Source organism: Flavobacterium psychraquaticum, assembly GCF_034497725.1.
Taxonomy (GTDB): Bacteria; Bacteroidota; Bacteroidia; order Flavobacteriales; family Flavobacteriaceae; genus Flavobacterium; species Flavobacterium psychraquaticum.
Window position 1 is genome coordinate 86,462 of record NZ_JAXKVR010000023.1, and the last position, 25,709, is coordinate 112,170.

Consider the following 25,709-nt stretch of genomic DNA (forward strand, 5'->3'; position numbering starts at 1 on the left):
TTTTCCTAATAAATTAAGTCTGAAAAAGGATGCATTCATATTTAATTCACAAAAAGAAATGAAATCTCTAAAATTTTTAAAATTACATTTAGCATTTTTGCTTTTATTTAATTTTTCGGTCAACTCTCAAATAGTTTCAGGAAATGCTTTCTTACAAGTTGATCACGTGGAAATTGGTGTAAATCAACATGGCGTTTTTGGTTCTTCTACTGGTGCTCCTACTGGCTATCATCCCAAAACAGTTGACGGAAGTCTTAATTTAGGTTTTGTTGCTGATCCCGAAAAAAATGGATGGACAGTTGGAAACCCTGCCTATTATGGCGATTTTTTCGTTCCGGGTGTTCCGCAGGAAGGATTTGCAGTTGAATTTAATGGTACCACCTACAGAAATTTTAACTCTGGTACATTTAATATTCCTGGTGCAAACATCTCACATAACACAGATGCTAGCGGCGTTACTTCAGTTTGGCAAGGAAGTGTTTCAGGATTACAAATCAATCAAAAAACAATTGCCCCTCAAAATGAAGTTTTTTTTGTAGTTCGTGTAGAATTGACAAATACTACTGCAGCCGATATGAATAATGTTTATTATATGAGAACCTTAGATCCTGATAATGACGTTACTTTATCGACAAATTTTGCTACACTAAACTCCATTATTTATGATTTACCTAATCCTCAGAACAATACTTTGGTGTCTGCTAAAGGAACTATCTTTACCAATTGTTTTTTGGGACTAGGAACTAAGGACTGTCGAGCAAATTCTTTTATACTAACATCTGGCTTAAATCCCCAATTTACCAGACCTATCAGTGACTATCACAATGAAACAGCTAACGCAACAGTATATTCAGGAGTGTTTTCGGGAGATGTTGCTATTGGAATTACTTATAATATCGGCACTATAAGAGCCGGAGAAACTAAACGAATAGCGTTTACTTATATTCTGAATCAAAATGATTTAGACGTCGCTTTGAGTCAAACACTTTCGGAAGTATTTGCTAACACAACAACTCCAGTTATATCTGGAAACAACTATACTTTTTGCGAAGGCGACGTAATACCAATGTCAATTAAAAACGGTGAAGATCAAGTTTGGAAGTGGGAACCAGCGGAATATTTTTCAGCACCATTTGGTGAAAATGTAATACTGACCGTCCCATCTGAAACTGTTAATTTTATAATTACGGGGATATCAGAATGTAGTCCAGTTACTTATAACTTCAGTATCAATCCTTCTGTATTTGAAGTAGAGTTAAATGAAAGATATCATGTAATTTGTAGCGGTAGCAGCACCAATTACAATCCTATGATTGGTGTATCTTCTCCTACATCTACAATAAGTTGGTATGACGCTCCTACTGGTGGTAATTTATTAGGCTCTAGTTTTAATTTCACTACGCCGGTTTTAATAAATACAAATTCCATACCGGTTGATTATGTTTATTATTTTCAAGAAACCAATACTACTGGCTGTGTTTCGGAGAGAATACCTTTTAGAGTAAAAGTGTATGAAAGTTTAAATATTCCAAATTTTGACTTGAAAGCCTGTACAATTGGTAGTGAATTAACAGCATTCAACTTATTAGACTATCAAAACATCATTGAGCCTATAGCTAATGCGTCTTTTACTTATTACGCTTCATTGACTGATTTAGCGAATAATATTCCTATTTCAAATCCTGAAAATTATACAAACATTGTAAATAATCAAATTATTTATGTACAAATAGAGGTAAATGCTTTTTGCATTGATGTTGCTGAATTAACACTTCGCGTTTTTGACCAAATTATTGTTACGCCAACGCAGTTACAAGGTTGCGATATAGATTTTGACAATAACTTTGATTTTGATTTAACAATTTCAAATACAGTAATAAACGGTAATGCTGATTCTCAATTTTCTTACTTCTTAACATTAAGTAATGCTCAAAATAATTTGAATCCTATTACCAACTTTACAAATTATACTAATGTTATCAATCCTCAAATCATTTATGTTAAAGTTTCCAATCCAAATTGCAGCAGTATTACGGAACTTAAATTGGAGGTTTTTGCGAAACCCGAGTATAATTTTGGCATACTAAATGATTGTGAAGAAAATTTAGACGGTAGTGCAAACTTCGATCTAACCAATGCCCAGGCACAATTCAGTCCAGATAACACCAATTCTTATAATTACGCAACATCATTAAGTAATTTAGAAAATAACATTTTAATTACAAATGTTACTAATTATGTAAACATAAGTAATCCTCAAATTATTTATGTTGAAGGTATTACTTTAGATGGCTGTCGAAATAAATCTGAATTAACGCTTACTGTACTACCTGTTAACAAAATTACAATTACAGACTTTAATAAATGTGATGATGATTATGACGGTCAAACAGTATTTAACTTAACAGAAAAAGAGGCGGAAATGAATTTGGTTTTGCCAGCCGACATCTATACTTACACCTATCACTTGTCTGAATTAAATGCATTAAATGGCGCAGATGCCATATCTTCTAATTTCACTAATACATTAACGCCAGAGCAAACAATATATGTCAAAGCTAAAGGAACTGGTTGTCCTTATATTATAAGTTTTAAACTAATTGTTTTATTAAAACCTAATCCAATTATTCCAGCTACAAGAACATTATGTAAAGGTGGAACAATTGTAGTGAACGCCGGATCTAATTTTGACGCCTATTTATGGTCAACAGGAGAAACCACACAAACAATAAATATTAGTACTCCTGGTATTTATACGGTAACTGTTTCAAATAGTTTTGGTACGTTTATGTGCTCAACAACTAAAAGCATTGATGTTATAGCATCTGATATTGCTATTATTACTGATGTTCAAGTGGCAGATTTCACGAATAATGATAACAGCTTAAATATTATGTATGATGGAATTGGCGATTATGAATTCTCAATAAACGGAATTGATTATCAAGATTCACCTATTTTTGAAAACCTTGAAAGTGGTCTTTATACCGTTTTTGTAAAAGATAAAAATGGTTGCGGAATAGTTGATAAAGATGTCTATGTTTTGATGTATCCGAATTACTTTACACCAAATGGAGACGGAATTAACGACTTTTGGAATATTAAATTTTCAAGTCAAGAACCCGATTTAACCGTTTCGATATTTGATCGTTATGGTAAATTATTAAACGTAATTACAGGAGCAGGCTATGGCTGGGATGGTACTTATAATGGCGAACAACTGAGTTCTTCCGATTATTGGTTTGTTGTAACTAGAAAAGATGGGAAAGAAATTAAAGGACATTTCACATTAAAAAGATAAAAAAAAAGGGTATTCGAAATGAATACCCTTTTTTTATTTTTACTAAAGAATACTATTTCACATCCATTAGTTCTACATCAAAAACCAATGTAGCATCTGCAGGAATAACACCTCCAGCACCTCTGGATCCATATCCTAAATAAGCAGGAATCACAAAACGAGCCTTATCTCCAACTTGCAACAAAGCAATACCTTCGTCCCAACCTTCAATTACTTGTCCTGCGCCCAATTTAAAATCAATAGGTTGTTTTCTTTTGTATGAGGAATCAAAAACTTCACCGTTTTCTAAAGCACCTTGATAATGTACAGAAACCATTTTACCTTTTTCTGCCTGTTTACCATTTCCTTTTTGAATAATTTGGTAACGTAAACCACTATCTGTTTTTTGAAAACCAGCGGCTAATTTTTCCAAAGCATCCTCTGCTGTTTTTTTTTGCTCTGCTAATCTTTTTTCTCTTGAACCTGTAAATGTTATAAACGCTTCAACTGCATTCCAGTTTTTTGCCTCTTCTCCTACTCTAATAATTTCAATAGAATTTAAAGCATCTGAACCTTCAACTGCATCAACAACATCCTGACCTTCGACTACGTGACCAAAAACAGTATGTTTTCCGTCTAACCAATTTGTAGGAATATGCGTAATGAAAAACTGAGAACCATTTGTTCCAGGACCAGCATTTGCCATCGATAAAACTCCTGGTCTGTCATGTTTTAAACTTGGATGAAACTCATCGTCAAATTTATAACCAGCATCACCAGTTCCTGTTCCTTGTGGACATCCGCCTTGAATCATAAAATCTGGAATTACTCTGTGAAATTTTAATCCATTATAATAAGGCGTTCCCATTGGTTTTACCGAATTTTCTAATTGACCTTCTGCTAATCCAACAAAGTTACCCACTGTTCCTGGCGTTAAATCGTGTGTTAATTTTACTAAAATTTCACCTTTTGCAGTGTTGAATTTAGCATATATTCCGTTTTCCATTGTTCTGTTTTTTTTTATTTGTAGTGCAAATTTAAATAATATTGTGGATATGACCTAAAATTTAAAATTATGAAGTGCGTTTTTAACTCAATTTTATGGACTTCAGCCTCTTAATACAAACTAATTATTTGCGTTTATAGGTCAAAAGGTAAATTAGGATAGAAAGAAGCGCCAATGCAATTCCTCCAACTGAAAAAGCGTGCCATTTTCCATAATTCCATAACCAAATTCCAAAGGCCGATCCTAAAGCCGTTCCTAAAAAACTAAACGACATAAAAATGGTGTTCATTCTATTTCTTGCTTCCGGAAGTAACGCATAAATACGAGTTTGATTAGAAATATGGATCGCTTGTAAACCCACATCTATAAATACAATCCCAATTAAAATTCCGACTAAACTTTCAGCTGAAAAATAAAAAACCATAAAACTTAGCAGTAACAAACCACATCCATAACCAATGACTTTCCTTGGATTACCTTTATCACCAAGTTTCCCAACTAATGGCGCTGCCAAGACTCCAGAAGCACCAACAATTCCAAAAAGTCCAATTGTTGCGCTGTTATAATTGAAAGGAGCATCGGAAAGTAATAGAACCATTGTGGTCCAAAATGCTCCAAATTGAGCAAAGCTTACCGCATTAATTAACGTGGCTTCTCTCAGCATTTTTTGCTCTTTTATCAAAGTAAACATCGAATTAAATAATTGCGTATAAGTTCCTTTGAAATTTGGACGATTTACCGGGAATTTCTTTTGAATGACAAGCATAATTAACAAACATAAGAAAGCTGCAATCCAAAACATACCACGCCAACCGATCCATAAACCAACAAAACCACTAACTGTCCTCGAAATTAAAATTCCAACAAGTAAACCGCTCATTATCGTTCCAATGACTTTTCCTCGCTGTTCTGGAGAAGCTAAACTAGCCGCTAAAGGCAAAATCAATTGAGGAACTATCGAAAAAGCACCAATTAAAAAACTAGCGATTTGCAACATTAAAAAACTTCTAGAAGTTGCCGCAATAATCAATGCAATAATTGCGGCAAAAGTGGTGTATTGAATTTGTTTTTTACGTTCGAGCTTATCGCCTAAAGGAACCATAACAAACATTCCAATTGCATATCCAGCTTGTGTTAGATAAGTAATTGTAGCTGCTTTTTCTTCAGCAATTAAAAATTCTTTGGCAATTAATATTACTAAAGGTTGACAATAATATAAATTAGCAACAATTAATCCGGTTGCAATTGCCATAAAACCTACATCTGTTTTTGATAAATTCATGGGTGCAAAATTAGTTTTATAAGTCTAAACTGAATCATAAATTAAACTTAAAAATGATTAATTAGTTTTAAGTTTAATTTATGATTAATTTAAGGTTTGAATGACACCAAAACCATTTTTAATATTTAATTTTACTACAAATAAAAAAATAGCTTAAAATGGAAGATTTAAAAGGTAAAAAAGCAATTATAACTGGAGGAAGCCGAGGTTTAGGAAAAGCAACTGCAATCGCTTTCGCAAAAGAAGGAATTGATGTGGCGATAACTGGAAGAAACGAAAAAAGTCTACAAGACACGGTAGCTGAACTCAAAGCTTTAGGTATAAATGCCACTTATGCACTATTTAATGTCGGAAACTACGAAGAAGTTCAAAAAGGAATAAAGTCAATTATTGCTGATTTTGGAAGTGTTGATATTTTAGTAAATAATGCTGGAATAGCCGCTTTCGGATCTTTAAATGATATGAAAGTGGATCAATGGTCAGAGATTATTCAAACGAATGTAATGGGAATGTATTACGTTACTAAAGAAGTCTTACCTTATTTAATTACTAACAATCAAGGTGATATTTTCAACGTGTCGTCTACTGCTGGATTAACTGGAAACCCAAATACTTCAGCTTATTCTGCTTCTAAATTTGCCGTAATTGGTATGTCAGAATCCTTGATGAAAGAAGTTCGAAAAAATAACATTCGTGTTTGCACTTTAACACCAAGCACAATCGCTTCCGACATGTCAATTGAATTGGGAATTGCCAATAAAAACTCCGAAGATTCTGTTTTACAACCGGAAGATTTTGCTGAATTAATCGTAGCTGGCTTAAAATTACCAAGAAGAGCGATGTTAAAAGGCGCTTCACTTTTATCAACTAATCCGTAATTTATTTCTGCTATTGAAATACAATTATAATGGAAATGAAAACCAATCTGAAATGAAAATCGTTAGCATCAACTAAAAAATAATCTACTATCTTTGCACTATGCGAATAGATATTATTACAATTTTACCCGAATTATTAAGAGGTCCTTTTGAAGCTTCCATTATGAAACGGGCCATTGAAAAAGAATTGGTGAAAGTTAATTTTCACAATTTAAGAGATTATACAACCAACAAACAAAGAAGTGTTGACGATTATCAATTTGGCGGTGGTGCCGGAATGGTGATGAGTATTCAACCGATTGATGCTTGTATTTCGAAATTAAAAGCAGAACGAACCTATGACGAAATCATTTATATGACGCCAGATGGGAAAACTTTAAATCAAAAAATGGCGAATTCCATTTCGATGTATGAAAACATCATGATTTTATGTGGTCACTATAAAGGTGTCGATCAACGAGTTCGTGATTTACATATTACACGTGAAATTTCAATTGGAGATTACGTTTTAAGTGGCGGTGAAATTGGTGCTATAGTTTTTTGTGATGCTATAATTCGATTAATCCCGGGCGTTTTGAGCGATGAAACTTCAGCCTTAACGGATAGTTTTCAAGATAATTTATTGTCGCATCCTATATATACAAGACCATCTGATTATAATGGAATGAAAGTTCCTGAGATATTATTGAGTGGTAATTTCGCCAAAATTGAAAAATGGCGGGATGATATGGCCTATGAACATACTAAAAACAGAAGACCTGATTTACTTGAAGATTTAGAGTAATTTAAGACACCGAAATTTATTCGTTTTAATTTTTAATTATAAATTAATTTTCATACTTTTGCACCCACTTTGAACCAACCTCTGGCGATACCCGTGTATGTTGCTTTGAAATAAACCTTTATTATTAAAGACTATGTCAAATTTAGTTGATTTCGTTAATAGCGAATTTGTAACAAAAAAAGATTTCCCTACATTCGGAGCTGGTGATACTATCACTGTTTACTACGAAATTAGAGAGGGTGAAAAAACAAGAACTCAGTTCTTCAAAGGAGTTGTAATCCAAAGAAGAGGAATCGGAGCTACTGAAACTTTTACAATCCGTAAAATGTCTGGAGCTATCGGTGTTGAGCGTATCTTCCCTGTAAACTTACCTGCACTTCAAAAAGTTGAAGTAAATCAAAGAGGTAAAGTTCGTAGAGCTCGTATCTACTACTTCAGAGAACTTACTGGCAAAAAAGCAAGAATCAAAGAAAGAAGATACAAAAACTAATTTGTACTTTCTCAAGTATAAAAAGCCACAACAATGTTGTGGCTTTTTTATTGAATAATAATCAAGATTTAACCGATTTTAACTAATTATCTCTTTCAAAATTCTTACATTTGGCAGATTTAACAAACTATATTCAAACATAATACATAACTTTCATGTCTAAGCAGTCAAAAATAATGTATACCATTACGGATGAAGCGCCAATGTTGGCTACACATTCGTTTTTACCTATTGTAAAAGCCTTTACAAAACCAGCTAATATTAGTATAGAAACAAGAAATATTTCTTTAGCAGGAAGAATATTAGCGAACTTTCCAGAATTCTTAAAAGACGACCAAAAAATGGGCGATGCTTTAGGAGAATTAGGAGCATTAGCTACAACTCCAGAAGCAAATATCATTAAATTACCAAACATTTCAGCTTCAATTCCACAATTAAAAGAAGCTATTGCTGAATTGCAGTCACAAGGATATACCATTCCAAATTATCCGGATGACGCAACAACAGAAGAAGAAAAATCAATCAAAACCAAATACGCTAAAGTATTAGGTTCGGCTGTAAATCCGGTTTTAAGAGAAGGGAATTCAGACCGAAGAGCACCAAAAGCTGTTAAGAATTATGCCAAAACAAATCCACATTCAATGGGAGCTTGGTCTGCAGATTCAAAAACGGAAGTTGCTCATATGGACCACGGAGATTTTTACGGAAGTGAAAAATCAGTAACGATAGCAGAAGCTTCTCAGTTTGTAATTGAATTCACAGCTGAAAACGGAACAACAACTGTTTTAAAAACTGCTTCACCATTATTGGCTGGAGAAATTATCGATTCATCGGTATTGAGCTTAAAAGCTTTAAAAGAATTTGCTACTAAAGAAATCGCTGATGCAAAAGCAAAAGGATTATTACTTTCTGTACACTTAAAAGCTACTATGATGAAGGTTTCAGATCCTATCATTTTTAGTGCTATTGTTGAAGTTTTCTTCGCCGATGTATTTGCAAAATATGCAGATTTATTCAACGAATTAAACGTTGATACTAAAAACGGTTTAGGTGATGTTTATGCAAAAATTGCAGGTCATCCAAAACAAGCAGAAGTTGAAGCTGCTTTAAACGAAGCTTTCGCAAACGGTCCGGCTGTGGCTATGGTAAATTCTGAAAAAGGAATTACGAATTTCCAAGTTCCTTCTGACGTTATTGTTGATGCTTCAATGCCTGCGATGATCAGAACTTCTGGTCAAATGTGGAACAAAGAAGGCAAACAACAAGATACTAAAGCGTTAATTCCAGACAGATGTTATGCAGGTTTATATACCGCAACTATTGATTTCTGTAAGAAAAATGGTGCTTTTGACCCAAAAACAATGGGAAGTGTTCCGAACGTAGGTTTGATGGCACAAAAAGCAGAAGAATATGGTTCGCACGATAAAACGTTCCAAATGACTGCAAACGGAACAGTGAAAGTTTCGGATGGTAACGGACACGTTTATATGGAGCAAAAAGTGGAAACAGGTGACATTTTCAGAATGTGTCAAGTGAAAGATGCACCAATTCAAGATTGGGTAAAACTAGCGGTAAACAGAGCAAGATTATCAAATACACCAGCAATCTTCTGGTTAGATGAAAATCGTGCACACGATAGAGAAATTACTAAAAAAGTAACTACTTACTTAAAAAATTACGACACTACAGGTTTAGATATTCAAATTTTAAATCCAGTGGCTGCAACTTTATACACTTTAGAGCGTTTAAAAGCTGGTTTAGACACCATTTCAGTTACAGGAAACGTTTTACGTGATTATTTGACAGACTTATTCCCTATTTTAGAATTAGGAACTTCTGCTAAAATGTTATCAATCGTTCCTTTAATGAATGGCGGTGGATTGTTTGAAACCGGTGCGGGAGGATCAGCTCCTAAACACATTGAACAATTTGTTGAAGAAGGCTATTTACGTTGGGATTCATTAGGTGAAATCTTAGCTTTAGGTGTTTCTTTAGAACATTTAGGACAATCGTTAAACAACGAAAAAGCAATGGTTTTATCAGAAACTTTAGATGAAGCTACTGAAAAATTCTTAGCAAACGACAAATCGCCAGCTCGTAAAATCGGACAATTAGACAATAGAGGTTCGCATTTTTATGTGGCTTTATATTGGTCTCAAGCTTTAGCTAATCAAGATAAAGATGCAGAATTGAAAGCTATCTTCGCTCCTATTGCTGCTGAATTAACAGCTAATGAAGAAAAAATTAATGAAGAATTAATCGCTGCTCAAGGAAAACCTCAAAATATTGGTGGTTATTATCATCCAAACTTTGAATTAACTGACAAAGCAATGCGTCCAAGTGCTACATTGAATACTATTTTAGCAAAACTAAATTAGAAAAAGTTTAACTAACACTAATTAGTTCCTATATTTAAAGCTGTTGTCAGAGAATTATTTAATTTTTTGATAACAGCTTTTTTTAATTGTAATAAAAAGTAAATTATGAAAATATTTATTGGAGTTATTTTCTGTTTGATTTCTACACATACATTCAGTCAAAAAGTAGCTATAAACTTTAAGATTGAAAATGAAAAATCTATTGTGGATTATCTTGACGAAAAGAAATTAGTCTACAATTTAGACGATATTGCCATTCTAAAAGATATAAAAGTGTTTAGCGATTACGGAAACACAGAACGACTTGTTGTTCCAGAAGCTTATTTTTTTAATAAAGAAGGTTTTTTACTGAAGAATAAGAACAAAGGAGTTGGTTGTGGTGCTTCTATCAAAAATATAACTAAAATATTAAAGAGTAAATTTGATACCAATCAACAAATTAAAAATTGGTTAAAAGACTATCAAATTCTAGGAACTAAAGATAGTTTGTCAGATGAATATGATATTTATGTACTGATAAATTGGGCGATTTTTCTCAATTCAAATAATGAAACTTCCTTTAAATGGTATACCTCTTTAAAAAATAACAAAGAATTAAAAATCAAAGTGATATTAATTAATTTAGACGTGCAAGAAATTTGGAATTTAACGGATGGTCAAAAAGAGTTTTTGGGTGTTTAATATTCAAATAAAAATGACTTAATTAAAAAGTAGTTTTATTTATTTTCTTTCCAAAGGTTTACGATAGACTAAGAAAAACTTAGCGGCCAAACCTGTATTTAAATTCCAATCATTTGTCGTAATTAGATTGCCGTTGTCATCATAAATGGCAAAAGTTGCCGTATTTGGACCTGATAATCCTTGATTAAGTGCCAAAATATCTAATAAATTATCACCTTCCTTTAAATCGATATAATGTGTTTGAAAAGCACCTTCTAAAGTTATATTCATAATCACCACCACATCATCTAAAATTACACGAACTCTATCGCCATCAGGATCTGCGAAATCACGTGTCATTAGTTTAATTCTTGGGGTTTCGACAATAAATTTTCCGAAGAAAACATCCACTTTACTTCCTTCGCTTATTTCTTTATTTAATTTAGCTTTGTAAGCATCGCCCGGATTTTTATATTCTGATTTCTTTTCTAATAAACTAGTAGTTTCATTTTTCTTTTCGAAAAGAGAATATTTTTTTAAATAAGAATCATCTTTATCTAAAATACTTTTGTAAGGAATTCCTGGAGTATTTGCACCTGTTTCTGGAGCAATTACTGGCGGTTGATCCCATTCTAATTTCAACTTTTTAGATTTGAAAGGCGAGTCATTTTGAGCCCAACTAAATTGAGAGAAACATACAAACGCAATTAATATAAACTTGAAATTCATTTAATTTATTTTCTTAAAAAGTAAAAATATAATTTTAAATAGCATTTTCTCACAAATTAACATTTGTTTTAAAAATTAACTAATTATTATACTCAAATTTGTAAATCAAAAACCGTGCAACAATGAGGCTAAAACATAAATTTTATACTTTTTTATTACTTTTTACCGTTTTTGGTTTTGCTCAAGAACGAATAACCATCAGCGGAATCATTTCAGATGCTAAAAATAACGAAACCTTAATTGGCGTTTCGGTTTATATTCCCGAATTAAAAGCAGGAACTTATACCAATGAATATGGTTTTTACTCTTTAACAATTCCCAAAGGAAGTTATGAGATTAAAACCGATTATTTAGGCTACGGCAATACTTCCGAAAAGATAGATTTTTATCAAAATACTAAGAAAAACTTCAGTTTAAACGAAAGTAGCACGGAACTTGCCGAAGTAATCGTGGTAGAAAATGCCTATAAAACTAAGATCAAAAAGCCAGAAATGAGTGTGACGAAATTATCGATTAACACCATCAAACAAATGCCGGTTTTATTAGGCGAAGTCGATGTTATTAAATCACTTTTATTCATTCCTGGTGTCACAAATGCTGGCGAAGGCCAATCAGGATTCAATGTTCGTGGTGGTGGAGCTGATCAAAACTTGGTCCTTTTAGATGAAGCGACATTATACAGCACTTCACATTTATTTGGATTATTCTCGGTTTTTAATCCAGATGCTATTAAAGATTTGTCCTTATATAAAGGAGGAATTCCAGCACGATTTGGCGGAAGAGCGTCGTCTGTTTTAGATATATATCAGAAAGATGGAAATGGTAAAAAATTTAGCATGAACGGAGGAATCGGACTTATTTCGAGTCGTTTATTAGCCGAAGGTCCGATTGTAAAAGACAAAAGTTCGTTCATTATTGCGGGAAGAGGTTCGTATGCCCATTTTTTTTTGAAATTATCCGACAATAAAAACATCGCTTATTTCTATGATTTGAACACTAAAATCAACTATAAAGTAAACGAAAACAACAACTTATATCTTTCTGGATATTTTGGAAGAGATATCTTTTCTTTAAGTGAATCATTAACAAATACGTATGGAAATTCAACCTTGAATCTGAGATGGAATCATCTGTTTTCGGACAAATTATTTTCTAATCTTTCCTTGATTTATAGTGATTATTATTACGGTTTAGATTTGAACTTTATCGGGTTTAATTGGGAATCTGGCATAAAAAATTACAACATCAAATACGATTTCAAATATTATCTTTCGGATAAAATGAAGATGAATTTTGGAACTAATTTAACTTATTTTGATTTGAATCCCGGAACGATTAATCCATTGGACGAAAACTCTTCGATAAACTTCAAACAATTGGACAAAAAATATGCTTTAGAAACCGGATGGTTTGCCGAAATGGAACAAACTTTGTCTGAAAAACTAAACTTTTCGTATGGTTTCCGTCTGAGCACTTTCAACCGTTTGGGAAATTCCACAGTGAATTATTACGCGAATGATCAAGCCGTAGTTTATAATGAAGACTTGAAAATTTATGAAAAAGGAACACCAATTTCAACAAAATACTTCGGAAAAAACAAATCAATTGCCGATTATGTAAATTTTGAACCAAGAGCAACTTTAGCTTATGAAATAGACGAAAACACATCGGTAAAAGCGAGTTATAATCGAATGACACAATATATGCAACTGGTTTCAAACACGGCTTCTCCTACTCCATTAGACGTTTGGACGCCAAGTGATAATTACATCAAACCGCAACTAGCCGACCAAATTGCAATTGGTTATTTCAAAAATTTCAGCAAAGGCGACTATTCCTTAGAAGTTGAAAGTTATTACAAAAAAATAAAAAACAGAATTGATTATATCGATGGTGCCGATTTAATTGCCAATGAAGCCATCGAACAAATTATTTTAAATGGAAGAATGCGTTCGTACGGATTAGAAGTTTTGGTACGAAAAAACTCCGGTAATTTCAACGGTTGGGTTGCTTACACTTTATCGCGTTCGGAACAACAAACGCCAGGAAGAACACCAACAGAAATAGGAATTAACAATGGCGATTGGTATCGTTCGGCTTACGATAAAACACATAATTTAGCGGTAACCGGAAGCTATAAATTAGATGCGAAATGGACTTTTGGAGCAAATTTCACCTTGCAATCGGGTCAACCTGTGACTTTTCCTTCGGGCAAATATGTATTTCAAGGCGTAACTGTTCCGAGTTATAATTCAAGAAACGAAGACCGATTACCCGCTTATCATCGCTTGGATATTTCGGCAACTTTAACACCAAAACGCAAAGATAAACACAAATACGAACGCGAATGGGTGTTTGGAATTTACAATGTTTACAGCAGATACAACGCGGCATCGATCAGTTTTAGACAAAACGATGAAACCGGAAGAAATGAAGCAGTTCGCCTTTCAATATTTGGAATTGTACCTTCAGTTTCTTATAATTTTAAATTTTAATCCGATGAAAAAAATATTCTTTTATATAACGCTATTTTTCAGTGCTACGCTATTTACCAATTGTGAAAAAGTGGTCGATATCGATTTGAATAATGATAGTCCTAAATTAGTAATTGATGCGATTATCAAATGGGAAAAAGGAACAACAGGCGAAAATCAAACCATTAAATTAAGCTTGACGAATGATTTTTTTACCAATACAATTCTTCCAGCAAGCGGTGCGGTAGTTAAAGTTTTTAATAGCACCGGAAACGAATTTGATTTTACAGAAATAATTCCGAATTCAGGAGAATACGTTTGTACTAATTTCTTACCTGCTATTGACGAAACTTATGATTTAACGATTCAATATGCTGGTGAAATTTACACTTCTTCAAGTAAATTATTTGCAACGCCCGAAATTGCATCAGTTACGCAAGAAACAGTCGTAGGCTTTTCAGGCGAAGATGAAATTCAAGTCAAATATTTCTTCCAAGATAATGGTGCAGAAGACAATTATTATTTACTAAGAATTAAAAATCCAAATAAAGCAATCCCAGAATTTGGTGCTGTTAGCGACGAGTTTTTTCAAGGAAATCTAATGTTTGGATTTTACGGAAGTAGTAAAACAGAACCAGGAACAACTTTAAATTTGAGTGTTCAAGGTATTTCGCTTGGTTATTATAATTATATGACCAAACTTTTGTCCATTGCAGGAAGTGGCGGTGGAAATCCCTTTGCGACGCCACCAGCAACCCTTAGAGGAAATATCGTGAATGAAAGTAATGTTTCGAATTATGCTTTAGGTTATTTTTTCTTAAGTGAAATTGATACTGTAGAATATTTAGTACAATAATTTAAAACATTATCTTTGACTTTTAAATAAAAATATGTCATCACACCAAATTGTTAGAGACGATCAAGAACCAGCTTTAATTATTGCAAACGGTGCTTCGTGCAGTGAAGAATTAATCGGACAACTTTTAGAATGGTCGCCTTTAGTGATTGTTTTGGATTGTGCAATGGATCGCGTTTTAGAATTAGGCATCAAAATCGATGTATTATTAGGTGATTTTGACCGCGATTTTAATCCAGAAATCTATTTAGAAAAGCAATATCCGCTAGAAATTGTGCACACGCCTAATCAAGACAAAACGGATTTAGATAAAGCATTCGATTATCTTATTACAAAAGGTCATAAAGCGGTAAATGTTATTTGGGCCACCGGAAAACGTGCTGATCATACGATTACGAACATCACCAACATTGTTGCTTATCGCGATCAGTTGAAAATTGTGGTTTTAGACGATCATTCAAAAGTGTTTTTATTGCAAAAGAAATATGAAAAATGGTATCCAAAAAACACTACAATTTCGTTAATTCCGATTGGAAAAGTTACCGGAATTACTACAAAAAATCTATTTTATCCGTTGAAGAATGAAGAATTAATTATCGGATATCGAACGGGAAGTAGCAATCACGTTGCCGAAGATGGAATTGTTACGATCGAACATCAAGAAGGCGATTTACTTTTGATGGAATGTTGGGATTAATTACTGATTGATAACATCGACCGCGTGCAAGAACCTTTTTGAATAATGTGTAGAATTCAAGTCGCTAATTGTTACTTCCATTACTTTTCCTGAAGATGCGTGAATAAATTTAGAATTTCTTCCGTTTGCTTCAGAAACGATTCCTAAATGTCCAACAGAATTTGTATCGCGATATCCTGTAAATACTAAAACATCGCCCACTTTTACATCTTCAATTGCGATTTTCCTACCATAATTTTTAAAACCGCTTGAACTTCTTGGAACTGTTATATTATAATTTTTAAAAACATAATTAATAAATCCCGAACAATCAAATCCTACTTTTGGATCTTGTTTCGCATAAACATAAGGTGTTCCTAAAAAAGTAGTAGCAAAATGAATTAAATCTTTCCTGCTAATATCATCTCGATTTTCATTAGAAGTCTCAACAATATCATTTTTTATAGTGTCCTCAATTTTAAAAAGATCAATTTGAACAATAGGAAATTCTTTAGCTGTTTGTTCAATTTTTAAATCTTCAGCAGTTTGAAAACTTAAAAAAGACGTTATAATAAGTAAGATGATTTTCATACGTGTAATTTAAAAGAAATTCCAAAAATAATGCATTCAAAATTGAATTGTGTTAAAATAAAATAAAACAGTTCTATTAACTATCTTTGTAAATTATAAAAAAATATGAAATTCCAAGTCGTTTCCGATTATGTTCCTACTGGCGATCAACCTCAAGCTATTGAAAAATTAGCAAAAGGGATCATCAACGGTGAGAAATATCAAACCCTTTTAGGTGTTACAGGTTCCGGAAAAACATTTACAGTTGCAAATGTGGTTCAGGAAGTACAAAAACCTACTTTAGTTTTAGCTCATAATAAAACTTTAGCGGCACAATTGTATTCGGAATTCAAGCAATTTTTCCCTAATAATTCGGTACAATATTTTGTTTCGTACTATGATTATTACCAACCCGAAGCTTTTATTCCCGTTACCGGAACGTATATAGAAAAAGATTTATCTATCAATGAAGAGTTGGAGAAACTTCGTTTGAGCACGACTTCTGCCCTACTTTCAGGTCGAAGAGATATTATTGTGATTTCGTCCGTTTCGTGTTTATATGGTATTGGAAATCCGGTTGAATTCCAGAAAAACGTAATTAATATTGATAAAGGCGAACAAATTTCGAGAACTAAATTATTACACAAATTAGTACAAAGTTTATATTCTAGAACGGAAGCGGATTTCGGACCAGGAAATTTTAGAATTAAAGGCGATATTGTCGAAATTTTTCCAAGTTATGGCGATGAACCGTTCCGAATTCACTTTTTTGGTGATGAAGTAGAAGAAATTGAAGCATTTGACTCGATTAATGCAAAAGTGGTGGAGCGTTACGAAAAGCTTACGGTTTATCCGGCCAATATGTTTGTGACTTCTCCTGATGTTTTACAAAATGCAATTTGGGCCATCCAACAAGATTTGGTAAAACAAGTCGATTATTTTAAAGAAATTGGGAAACATCTCGAAGCTAAACGATTAGAAGAACGTACGAATTTCGACTTAGAAATGATTCGGGAATTGGGTTATTGTTCGGGAATTGAAAACTATTCGCGTTACCTTGACGGAAGAGAGCCCGGAACAAGACCATTCTGTTTATTGGATTATTTTCCAGATGATTTTTTAATGGTTGTTGATGAAAGTCACGTTACCATTTCCCAAGTCCACGCAATGTATGGTGGCGATCGAAGTAGAAAAGAAAATTTAGTAGAATATGGTTTTAGATTACCCGCTGCGATGGACAATCGTCCTTTAAAGTTTGAAGAGTTTGAAGCCTTACAAAATCAAGTAGTTTATGTTTCTGCAACGCCAGCCGATTATGAATTACAAAAGTCGGAAGGGGTTTATGTAGAACAAGTAATTCGCCCGACAGGATTATTAGATCCAATTATTGAAGTGCGACCAAGTGCGAATCAAATTGATGATTTAATTGAAGAAATTCAGTTGCGTTGTGAAGCCGATGAACGCGTTTTAGTGACGACTTTAACCAAAAGAATGGCCGAAGAATTAGCAAAATATTTCACGAAAGTGGCGATTCGTTGTCGTTACATTCACTCGGATGTGGAAACCTTAGAACGCGTGGAAATTATGCAAGATTTGCGTAAAGGAATTTTTGATGTTTTGATTGGTGTGAATTTACTTCGTGAAGGTTTAGATTTACCCGAAGTTTCGCTGGTGGCTATTTTAGATGCTGATAAAGAAGGTTTTTTAAGAAGTCATCGTTCGTTGACGCAAACGGTTGGTCGTGCTGCCCGAAATGTAAACGGAAAAGCGATTATGTATGCCGATAAGATTACGGCTTCGATGCAAAAAACAATAGATGAAACTACTTATCGCAGAGAAAAACAAACCGCTTACAATACAAAACATGGATTAGAACCTAAAGCTTTAAAGAAAAGTTTAGGAAGTGCCTTAACCGGAAATTCAGTTTCAACTGGTTACTATGAAAAAGAAGCATTAAAGGCTGCTGAACCAGAAAGTTTATATCTTTCGAAACCCGAATTAGAGAAAAAAATCAGAGATTTGCGTAAAATGATGGAAAAAGCAGCAAAAGAATTAGACTTTATGCAAGCTGCCAAATTGCGTGATGATATTAAAGTATTACAAGATAAATTAAAATAATTATGAGTAAAATTGACAGCATTTTAAAATTAGAAGATGAAGTAGCAGTAATTGAAGCTATTGGAACACTAATTTGGGAGAAGAAAGAAGAAACACAAGATTTTTCGTCTTTAACAGATGAAGAAAAAGTATTTGTATTCATAGATATTTATGAAGGTGCGATGGGTCACGGTGGATTTGAATTCTTTTTCAAATCAGAATCTGCTAATTTTGTAGAAGAAATTATTACTTCATATTTAGAAATTAAAGCACCAAAAACAGCCGAATTAATTGCAAATGCGGTGAAATCATTTCCAGGAACTTTTACTACAGATTTAGAAGAACGTATTTCATTAATTGAAAAAGCTGATGAAGAAATAATTTCGGGTTGGGAAGATTTAGACGAAATGTTCTTTGAAAACGAAACGGAAGAAGATGTGGTTAGTCTGATTGTAGAATACATCAAAGCAAACGAAGGTCAATTCGGACAATAATTACTTTATTCTTAAAAATAATAAACTTCGCCGTAATCTAAAAAATTGGGCGAAGTTTATTATTTCTTGTGAATAATTTCGACTTAATTATCAAGTTCTCTAATTAATTTTTCTAAAATATCTCGTGCAGAAGTAAATTAAAATAGGTCCTAAATTAATTATGTTGTTCTGAGAAAACTGCTAATAAAACCGCGCCATCAATCGTTTGATCTGGTGTGTTTTTCATTATATGCAAAACCCGTTTCATTGCATATGGATTCAACCCCATATTTATCCCTATTTCATTTATTTTTACTAATTCATTTTCATGCAAAACACCATCGGTATGCATCAACAGAGCCAACCGATAAAACTGACAAATTCTATTAAATTCATCTTTGATTACAACATTACCTACGGAATTTTTAAATAAATTTAGGAAAGTTGGTTTATCAATTTCTAACTGATTCGCAATAATATCTAAGAAATCATATTCCCTATCGTGTAATTGGCCGTCTACTAAAGCAAAGGCAATCATTTCTTGTAACAAATTTATTCGTTCTTCGTAATTCTCCATCGAAATACAATTTTTATGTCTTATAATGAATCAAATATAAAAATCTAAAAGGAATTATTGCAATTTACTTTTGATATTTTATCAACATTGTATATCAGTAGCTCTGATTAATGGCAATAATTTTAAAATATCGTAAACTGTGATAGTGCAAGAATAATCATTTGATAAAAAACATAATAAGAAATTATGTGTTATAGAAATAGCAAAAGTGTATCTTTGTGGTGTTAAAGCGAAAGCGAATAATATAATAGAAATAAATAAGATGAATAACAACGATATTTTTAAAAAGTTGCGTGTAGCGTTGCAATTGCGTGATGAACAAATCATTGAAATACTAAATTTAGTTGATTTTAGAGTTTCTAAAGGTGAACTAGGTAATGTATTTCGCAATGAAGACCATCCAAATTTCATAGAATGTGGTGATCAATTGTTGCGTAATTTTTTAAATGGTTTGGTAATTTATCTACGTGGCACAAAAGAGAATCCAAAACAACCGATGGAAGTTTTGAATACGATTAAAGCAAATAAAATTCCTTTATCAGATAGTTATAAAGACGATTCGGTTAAAGAGAAGAAGCCCTATAATAAAGAAGGTGCAAAGAAATCTTTTAAACCTAAAACAGGAGAAACTAAAAAGCCTTTTGGAAAAGGAAAGCCATCTGCAAAAAATGCTAAGCCAGAAGATCCTGTAGAACGATTTAAATTTAACTCCGGAAAAGATAAAAAATAAAAAAAAATCCTGCTTTTAAGCAGGATTTTTTATTTATACTATTTTATTGATTCATCGAAATTAGAAACTCTTCATTATTTCGAGTTTTTTTAAATCGATCTTGTATAAAGTCCATGGCTTCTACAGGGTTCATATCAGCAAGATATTTACGCATTATCCACATTCTATGAACTGTATTTTCATCTAATAATAAGTCATCTCGACGCGTACTTGAAGAAACTAAGTCGATGGCAGGGAAAATACGTTTGTTAGCAATTCTTCTATCTAACTGCAATTCCATATTACCGGTTCCTTTGAATTCTTCAAAAATAACTTCGTCCATTTTAGAACCTGTTTCAGTTAACGCTGTTGCGATGATACTCAATGAACCACCATTTTCAACATTACGAGCAGCTCCAAAAAATCTTTTTGGTTTCTGTAACGCATTTGCATCAACTCCTCCACTTAAGATCTTTCCAGATGCGGGTTGAACCGTGTTGTATGCTCTTGCTAAACGCGTAATTGAATCTAAAAGAATCACTACATCGTGTCCGCATTCTACCAAACGTTTTGCTTTTTCTAAAACTATATTAGCAATCTTAACGTGCTCTTGTGGCTCTCTATCAAAAGTAGAAGCAATAACTTCACCACGCACACTACGTTGCATATCGGTTACCTCTTCTGGTCTTTCATCAATTAATAAAACAATTAAATAAACTTCCGGATGATTAGCAGCAATTGCGTTAGCAACATCTTTTAAAAGCATTGTTTTACCTGTTTTTGGTTGGGCAACAATCATTCCACGTTGACCTTTTCCTATTGGTGAAAACAAATCAATAATACGCGTTGAAATCGTACTACCACGTTCTGCCAAGTTGAATTTTTCTGTTGGGAAAACTGGCGTCAAATGTTCAAAAGAAATTCGATCACGAACAACTTGGGGATCGTGACCATTTATTTTTAAAACCTTAACCAATGGAAAATATTTTTCACCTTCTTTTGGTGGGCGTACTACTCCTTTTACAGTATCTCCGGTCTTAAGTCCGAATAATCGAATTTGAGAAGTAGATAAATAAATATCATCTGGCGAAGCTAAATAGTTATAATCTGACGAACGAAGAAATCCGTAACCATCGGGCATCATTTCTAAAACACCTTCACTTTCAATAATTCCATCAAATTCAAAATCAGGTTCTCTGAAATTTGGTTTTTTATTTTGATGTGGGGCTTTTGGAGTCGGTACTGCGTTTGCAGTATTTGTTGGAGTTCCAACACTTCCTTCAGTATTCGTACTTTTCTTGTAATCTGGATGGTTGGGATTATTTTGATTTGCCTTATGATTTGGGTTCTTAGACAAATTTCTCTCTTTTTGAGCAACTTCAGAGGTTTCTGTAGCAACTGCCACAGGAGTTTCCGCGGTCTTAGCTTCAGTACTTGCAACTTTCTTCGGTAAAGGTTTCTTTTCTTTTAAGTCTTTAACCGGAGGTTTTGGATTTGGTTTAGCAACAACTTCTTTAACTTCTTCCGCTCTGACTTCTTCTTTCACTTCAGGAGTTGCAATTTCAACTTCTTCAGGTAAATCTTTCAACGGTTTCGAAAATAGGTCTTTTTTAATTTGAGGTGATTTACTTAAGTCTTTTTTCGGTAGAATACGCGCTCTTTTTTCTTTGGGTTGGTCGTCAGCTGTGTCTGGAGTTAAATCAGATTTAATTACTTCAGGTTTCGCTGCTTGTAAGTCTAAAATCTGGTATACCAAATCATCTTTTTTCAAAGATCGGTATTTATTGATTTTAGCTACTTTTGCAATCTCTTGCAAATCAGAGAGTTTCATCTCCTTTAATACTTCAATATCAAACATAGATATAATGTAGAATAAAATTATTGAATTTGTTAAAACAAAAAAATGATAGGTATTTTTTTGTGGTCTAAGGTATCGTAAAATGAAGTACTTACGCCTTATCCTATGCAATAGTACGAAGAAATTTTAAAATAACAATAGTTTAAATAAAAAAGAAGTACTATTTTTGCTCAACAAAACAAGTAAATATGTTTCAAAGAATTCAAACGGTATATATGTTAATCAGTGCTATAATCACTGGTGGTTTGCCATTTGTATTTCCGTTATGGACTGATAATCAAAAAAATGAGGTGTTTTTTACTTCATCAATTATATATATTAGTTTGTTTGTATTATCTACTGTTTTGGCTATTTATAGTATAATAAATTTCAAAAAAAGACAACACCAATTTGTTTTAAACAGATTGAATATGATATTTAACTTTATTTTACTAGGATTTTTTGTGTATTGGTCTCTAAATCTATCCGGAGAAGCTTTGGTTTCTGAGAAGGGTATTGGGATGTTTCTTCCTGCAATTTCTATCGTTTTATTAGTCTTGGCAAACAAGGCAATAAAAAAGGACGAAGATCTCGTAAAATCTGTAGATCGGTTGCGATAAACCTAACATCTTAGTTTATTAGTGCGAAGAAAAAATCCGAAGCGAAAGTTTCGGATTTTTTTGTTGCTATAAACCGAGACTGCAAACTGAACACTGACCACTGAGCACTGAACACTGAACACTGAACACTGAAGCTTACTTCTTCCCTATCTCAATCACTTCTAAACTTTGGATTTTGTCACCATCTATTTCAAAACGCAACATTGTTCTGACTTGGTGAAAACCGTATTTTCCACAAGCTCCCGGATTCATATGCAATAAATTCAACTTCTTGTCAAATTGTACTTTTAGAATGTGCGAATGCCCGCAAATAAATAATTTAGGCGGATTTTTATTAATTTCAGCACGAATATCCTGATTATATTTATCGGGATAACCACCAATATGCGTAATCCAAACATCAATTCCTTCACAGAAAAAACGATTGTTCAGCGGAAATTCCATTCGTGCTTTATCATCATCAATGTTGCCATAAACACCTCGAAGCGGTTTTAATTTCTTAATGGAATCGGTAACTTTTAAATCGCCAATATCTCCAGCGTGCCAAACTTCATCGGCTTGTTCAACATATTTCAAAATAACATCATCAATATGGCTGTGGGTATCGGATAACAGGAGGATTTTCTTCATAAGGCAAATTTAGGTTTTTATTATTAAATTTTGAAATTGCAATTGCCTTTGAATTTCGTAAATTTGCAAGCTATTGCACAAAACTGATTACTAATTACTGAACACTGATTACTATATTTTGAGATATTTCATAGAATTTGCATATAACGGAAAAAACTTTCACGGTTTTCAATGTCAGCCCAATGTTTCCTCAGTGCAAGAAACGATGGAGCAAGCACTTTCTACCTTATTAAGAGAAAAAATAGCCATTGTTGGAGCCGGAAGAACCGATTCTGGTGTGCACGCCAAACAAATGTATGCCCATTTTGAAACCGATCAGGAATTAGAATCGAAGTATTGGACTAGTAAATTAAATTCGTACTTACCGCCTTCCATTGTAATTTATAGAATTTTCCCAGTAGCTGATGATGCTCACGCTCGTTTTGATGCTACCTCAAGAACTTACAAATATTACATCCATTCGTATAAAAATCCTTTTCTTACGGAAGGAAGTTGGATGTATTCGCACAAATTGGACATTGATAAAATGAACGAAGCTTGTCAGATTTTATTTGATTACACCGATTTTGAATGTTTTTCAAAAGTACATACGGATGTGAATACCTTTAATTGCGACATCTCAGAAGCCTATTGGGAACAAACCGAAAATCAACTTATCTTTACCATCAAAGCCGATCGATTTTTACGTAATATGGTGCGAAGTATCGTAGGAACAATGGTAAATATTGGTCTTGGAAAAATCGAAGTCGCCGATATGCATAAAATTATCGCAAGTAAAAACCGTGGAAATGCTGGCTTTTCAGTGCCTGCTCAAGGTTTGTATTTAGTAAACGTAACTTATCCTTATATAAAAGAAAGAGAAAATAAATAATGAGTAAAACAACAAAATCTTCATTCAATAAATTGTTAGCTTATGCAAAACCCTACATAGGTAAATTATACTTTGTTGCGTTTTGGGCCATATTTTTAGCGATTATTACTGCTATAAGACCGTTTTTGTTGAATTTCACCATTGACAATTACTTAGTAGAATCCAAGAAAGAAACGAATATTATTCAGACTTATTTTGAGAATTTTATGCAGTTTTTCTTTTCCGGAAATGATAATTCTTCGAATCTAAAAATATTAGTTGTCATAATGTTTGTTGCACTTGTGCTTGAAGCTTTGGCACAATTTTTCTTTACTTATTTAGCCAACTGGTTAGGCCAAGATATTATTAAAGACCTTCGGGATAAATTATACAAACACATCAATTCGTTCAAAATGAAATATTTTGATGTGGAACCTGTGGGGAAATTAGTAACGCGTGCCGTTTCAGATATTGAATCGATTGCAAGTATTTTTAGCCAAGGTTTATTTATGATTATCAGTGATTTGCTAAAAATGATTATCGTAATTGTATTTATGCTGGTTGTAAACTGGAAAATTACAGCAGTTGTGCTTTCAATTATGCCTATTATTTTAATTGCAACGCGAATTTTCAACCGAAAAATGAAAGTTGCTTTTAAAGAGGTTCGAAATGAAGTAGCCAATTTGAATACTTTCATTCAAGAACGATTGACAGGAATGAAAATCGTGCAACTTTTCAACAGAGAAAAAATCGAATTAGAAAAGTTCAAAGAAATCAATGAAAAACACAACAAAGCTTGGTTAAAAAATATTTTATACAACTCCATCTTCTTCCCTATTGCTGATATTATTTCAAATATTAGTATTGGTTTGGTGGTTTATTTTGGGGCACTTTGGATAATAAATGGCGACACGGAAACTACTATTGGACAGTTAATTGCCTTCAATATGTACATTACGATGTTATACAATCCGTTGCGTCAAATTGCAGATAAATTCAATGTGATGCAAATGGGAATTGTCGCTGCCGATCGTGTTTTTGAAATTTTAGATACCAATGAAAACATTCAAGATAACGGTACAATTGAAGCTACTCATTTCAACGGAATTATCGACCTAAAAGACGTTCGTTTCAGTTACATTAAGAATGAAGAAGTATTAAAAGGTATAAATTTACACGTTGATTCAGGCGAAACCATTGCAATTGTCGGAAGTACTGGAGCTGGAAAATCGACAATAATCAATTTATTGAATCGTTTTTACGAAATTGATTCGGGTGAAATATTAATCGATAATCAGAATATTAAAAATTATACGAGTGCAAGTCTTCGCAGGCAAATTGCTATTGTTTTGCAAGATGTATTTTTATTTTCGGATAGTATTTTAAACAATATTACGCTCCACAACGAAGCCGTTTCTAGAGAAGATGTTATCGCTGCGGCACAAAAAATTGGAGTACACGATTTCATTATGACTTTACCTAACGGATATGATTATAATGTGAAGGAACGCGGCGTGATGTTATCTTCGGGTCAACGCCAATTGATTGCTTTTTTGCGTGCTTATGTAAGTAATCCTAGTATTTTAATCCTAGACGAAGCTACTTCTTCCATCGATACGCATTCAGAAGAATTGATTCAAAAAGCAACAGAAACAATTACTAAAGGAAGAACTTCGATTGTAATTGCACACAGATTAGCGACAATCATCAATGCAAGCAAAATCATCGTAATGGATAAAGGTCAAATTGTAGAAGCGGGAACCCATTCGGAATTAGTCTTGAAACCAAACGGTTATTACAAAAAATTATACGATTCGCAATTTGCAGTTGAAGTTTAGCAGCGGTTAAACTAT

22 protein-coding genes are annotated in these 25,709 nt (G+C 33.1%); 15 read left to right on the forward strand and 7 right to left on the reverse strand.

All coding sequences use genetic code 11. From position 1 onward, the window contains the following. Positions 1-58 precede the first annotated feature (58 nt). Positions 59-3,301, forward strand: coding sequence for a T9SS type B sorting domain-containing protein (locus tag T1L09_RS03175; RefSeq protein ID WP_322549502.1), 3,243 nt, complete (start codon positions 59-61; stop codon positions 3,299-3,301). Positions 3,302-3,353: 52 nt separating this feature from the next. Here T1L09_RS03175 and T1L09_RS03180 read toward each other — a convergent pair whose 3' ends face one another. Beyond that, entirely contained in the window at positions 3,354-4,286 is a 933-nt protein-coding gene (locus T1L09_RS03180; protein ID WP_322549503.1) for a peptidylprolyl isomerase, read from the reverse strand. A 124-nt stretch (positions 4,287-4,410) separates the two neighbouring features. After that, a complete protein-coding gene (locus T1L09_RS03185; RefSeq protein WP_322549504.1) occupies positions 4,411-5,568 on the reverse strand; it encodes an MFS transporter in 1,158 nt (385 codons plus the stop codon). 158 nt (positions 5,569-5,726) lie between these two features. Here T1L09_RS03185 and T1L09_RS03190 point away from each other — a divergent pair, with 158 nt between their 5' ends. From T1L09_RS03190 to T1L09_RS03210, 5 genes are all read left to right on the forward strand, one after another. Beyond that, entirely contained in the window at positions 5,727-6,446 is a 720-nt protein-coding gene (locus T1L09_RS03190; RefSeq protein WP_322549505.1) for a 3-ketoacyl-ACP reductase, read from the forward strand. A gap of 100 nt (positions 6,447-6,546) precedes the next feature. Next, on the forward strand, positions 6,547-7,230 hold the full coding sequence (trmD, locus tag T1L09_RS03195) for a tRNA (guanosine(37)-N1)-methyltransferase TrmD (protein ID WP_322549506.1): 684 nt from the start codon (positions 6,547-6,549) through the stop codon (positions 7,228-7,230). Between the two features lie 133 nt (positions 7,231-7,363). Beyond that, positions 7,364-7,720, forward strand: coding sequence for a 50S ribosomal protein L19 (rplS, locus tag T1L09_RS03200; RefSeq protein ID WP_322549507.1), 357 nt, complete (start codon positions 7,364-7,366; stop codon positions 7,718-7,720). Between the two features lie 155 nt (positions 7,721-7,875). After that, entirely contained in the window at positions 7,876-10,098 is a 2,223-nt protein-coding gene (locus T1L09_RS03205) for an NADP-dependent isocitrate dehydrogenase (protein ID WP_322549508.1), read from the forward strand. A 105-nt stretch (positions 10,099-10,203) separates the two neighbouring features. After that, positions 10,204-10,779 carry a hypothetical protein gene (locus T1L09_RS03210; RefSeq protein WP_322549509.1) on the forward strand — a complete coding sequence of 192 codons (576 nt, stop codon included), beginning with the start codon at positions 10,204-10,206 and terminating at the stop codon, positions 10,777-10,779. Positions 10,780-10,818: 39 nt separating this feature from the next. Here the strand turns inward: T1L09_RS03210 and T1L09_RS03215 are convergent, their stop codons facing one another. Further along, positions 10,819-11,487: a hypothetical protein gene (locus T1L09_RS03215; RefSeq protein ID WP_322549510.1), complete on the reverse strand. Its 669-nt coding sequence runs from the start codon at positions 11,485-11,487 to the stop codon at positions 10,819-10,821. Positions 11,488-11,609: 122 nt separating this feature from the next. On the opposite strand from T1L09_RS03215, the gene T1L09_RS03220 reads away from it, so the two are divergent. Genes T1L09_RS03220 through T1L09_RS03230 form a run of 3 tightly spaced genes read left to right on the forward strand, consistent with a single transcriptional unit; the run spans position 11,610 to position 15,514 of the window. Then, positions 11,610-13,982, forward strand: a complete 2,373-nt coding sequence (locus tag T1L09_RS03220; RefSeq protein ID WP_322549511.1) for a TonB-dependent receptor — start codon at positions 11,610-11,612, stop codon at positions 13,980-13,982. Positions 13,983-13,986: 4 nt separating this feature from the next. Then, entirely contained in the window at positions 13,987-14,817 is an 831-nt protein-coding gene (locus T1L09_RS03225) for a DUF4249 family protein (protein WP_322549512.1), read from the forward strand. 34 nt (positions 14,818-14,851) lie between these two features. Further along, positions 14,852-15,514, forward strand: coding sequence for a thiamine diphosphokinase (locus T1L09_RS03230; RefSeq protein ID WP_322549513.1), 663 nt, complete (start codon positions 14,852-14,854; stop codon positions 15,512-15,514). Here the strand turns inward: T1L09_RS03230 and T1L09_RS03235 are convergent, their stop codons facing one another. After that, a complete protein-coding gene (locus T1L09_RS03235) occupies positions 15,515-16,084 on the reverse strand; it encodes a C40 family peptidase (RefSeq protein ID WP_322549514.1) in 570 nt (189 codons plus the stop codon). A 105-nt stretch (positions 16,085-16,189) separates the two neighbouring features. On the opposite strand from T1L09_RS03235, the gene uvrB reads away from it, so the two are divergent. Beyond that, entirely contained in the window at positions 16,190-18,181 is a 1,992-nt protein-coding gene (uvrB, locus tag T1L09_RS03240) for an excinuclease ABC subunit UvrB (RefSeq protein ID WP_322549515.1), read from the forward strand. Positions 18,182-18,183: 2 nt separating this feature from the next. Next, positions 18,184-18,654: a DMP19 family protein gene (locus T1L09_RS03245; protein WP_322549516.1), complete on the forward strand. Its 471-nt coding sequence runs from the start codon at positions 18,184-18,186 to the stop codon at positions 18,652-18,654. Positions 18,655-18,808: 154 nt separating this feature from the next. On the opposite strand, the gene T1L09_RS03250 is transcribed toward T1L09_RS03245, so the two are convergent. Continuing rightward, positions 18,809-19,210 (reverse strand): TerB family tellurite resistance protein, encoded by a 402-nt coding sequence (locus T1L09_RS03250; protein ID WP_322549517.1) that lies wholly within the window; start codon positions 19,208-19,210, stop codon positions 18,809-18,811. 262 nt (positions 19,211-19,472) lie between these two features. Here T1L09_RS03250 and T1L09_RS03255 point away from each other — a divergent pair, with 262 nt between their 5' ends. Beyond that, the gene (locus tag T1L09_RS03255; RefSeq protein ID WP_322549518.1) at positions 19,473-19,940 is read left to right on the forward strand and encodes a DUF1456 family protein; all 468 of its coding nucleotides are present in this window, start codon (positions 19,473-19,475) and stop codon (positions 19,938-19,940) included. Between the two features lie 43 nt (positions 19,941-19,983). Here the strand turns inward: T1L09_RS03255 and rho are convergent, their stop codons facing one another. Further along, entirely contained in the window at positions 19,984-21,777 is a 1,794-nt protein-coding gene (gene rho / locus T1L09_RS03260; RefSeq protein WP_322549519.1) for a transcription termination factor Rho, read from the reverse strand. Positions 21,778-21,965: 188 nt separating this feature from the next. On the opposite strand from rho, the gene T1L09_RS03265 reads away from it, so the two are divergent. After that, on the forward strand, positions 21,966-22,376 hold the full coding sequence (locus tag T1L09_RS03265; RefSeq protein ID WP_322549520.1) for a DUF4293 domain-containing protein: 411 nt from the start codon (positions 21,966-21,968) through the stop codon (positions 22,374-22,376). Positions 22,377-22,511: 135 nt separating this feature from the next. Here the strand turns inward: T1L09_RS03265 and T1L09_RS03270 are convergent, their stop codons facing one another. Continuing rightward, positions 22,512-23,006 (reverse strand): metallophosphoesterase family protein, encoded by a 495-nt coding sequence (locus T1L09_RS03270; RefSeq protein WP_322549521.1) that lies wholly within the window; start codon positions 23,004-23,006, stop codon positions 22,512-22,514. Between the two features lie 118 nt (positions 23,007-23,124). Between T1L09_RS03270 and truA the strand changes: the two genes are divergently transcribed. Both truA and T1L09_RS03280 read left to right on the forward strand, forming a co-directional pair. Beyond that, positions 23,125-23,877, forward strand: a complete 753-nt coding sequence (truA, locus tag T1L09_RS03275) for a tRNA pseudouridine(38-40) synthase TruA (RefSeq protein WP_322549522.1) — start codon at positions 23,125-23,127, stop codon at positions 23,875-23,877. Further along, positions 23,877-25,694 carry an ABC transporter ATP-binding protein gene (locus T1L09_RS03280; RefSeq protein ID WP_322549523.1) on the forward strand — a complete coding sequence of 606 codons (1,818 nt, stop codon included), beginning with the start codon at positions 23,877-23,879 and terminating at the stop codon, positions 25,692-25,694. Before truA ends, T1L09_RS03280 begins: the two co-directional genes overlap by 1 nt. Positions 25,695-25,709: the final 15 nt, after the last annotated feature.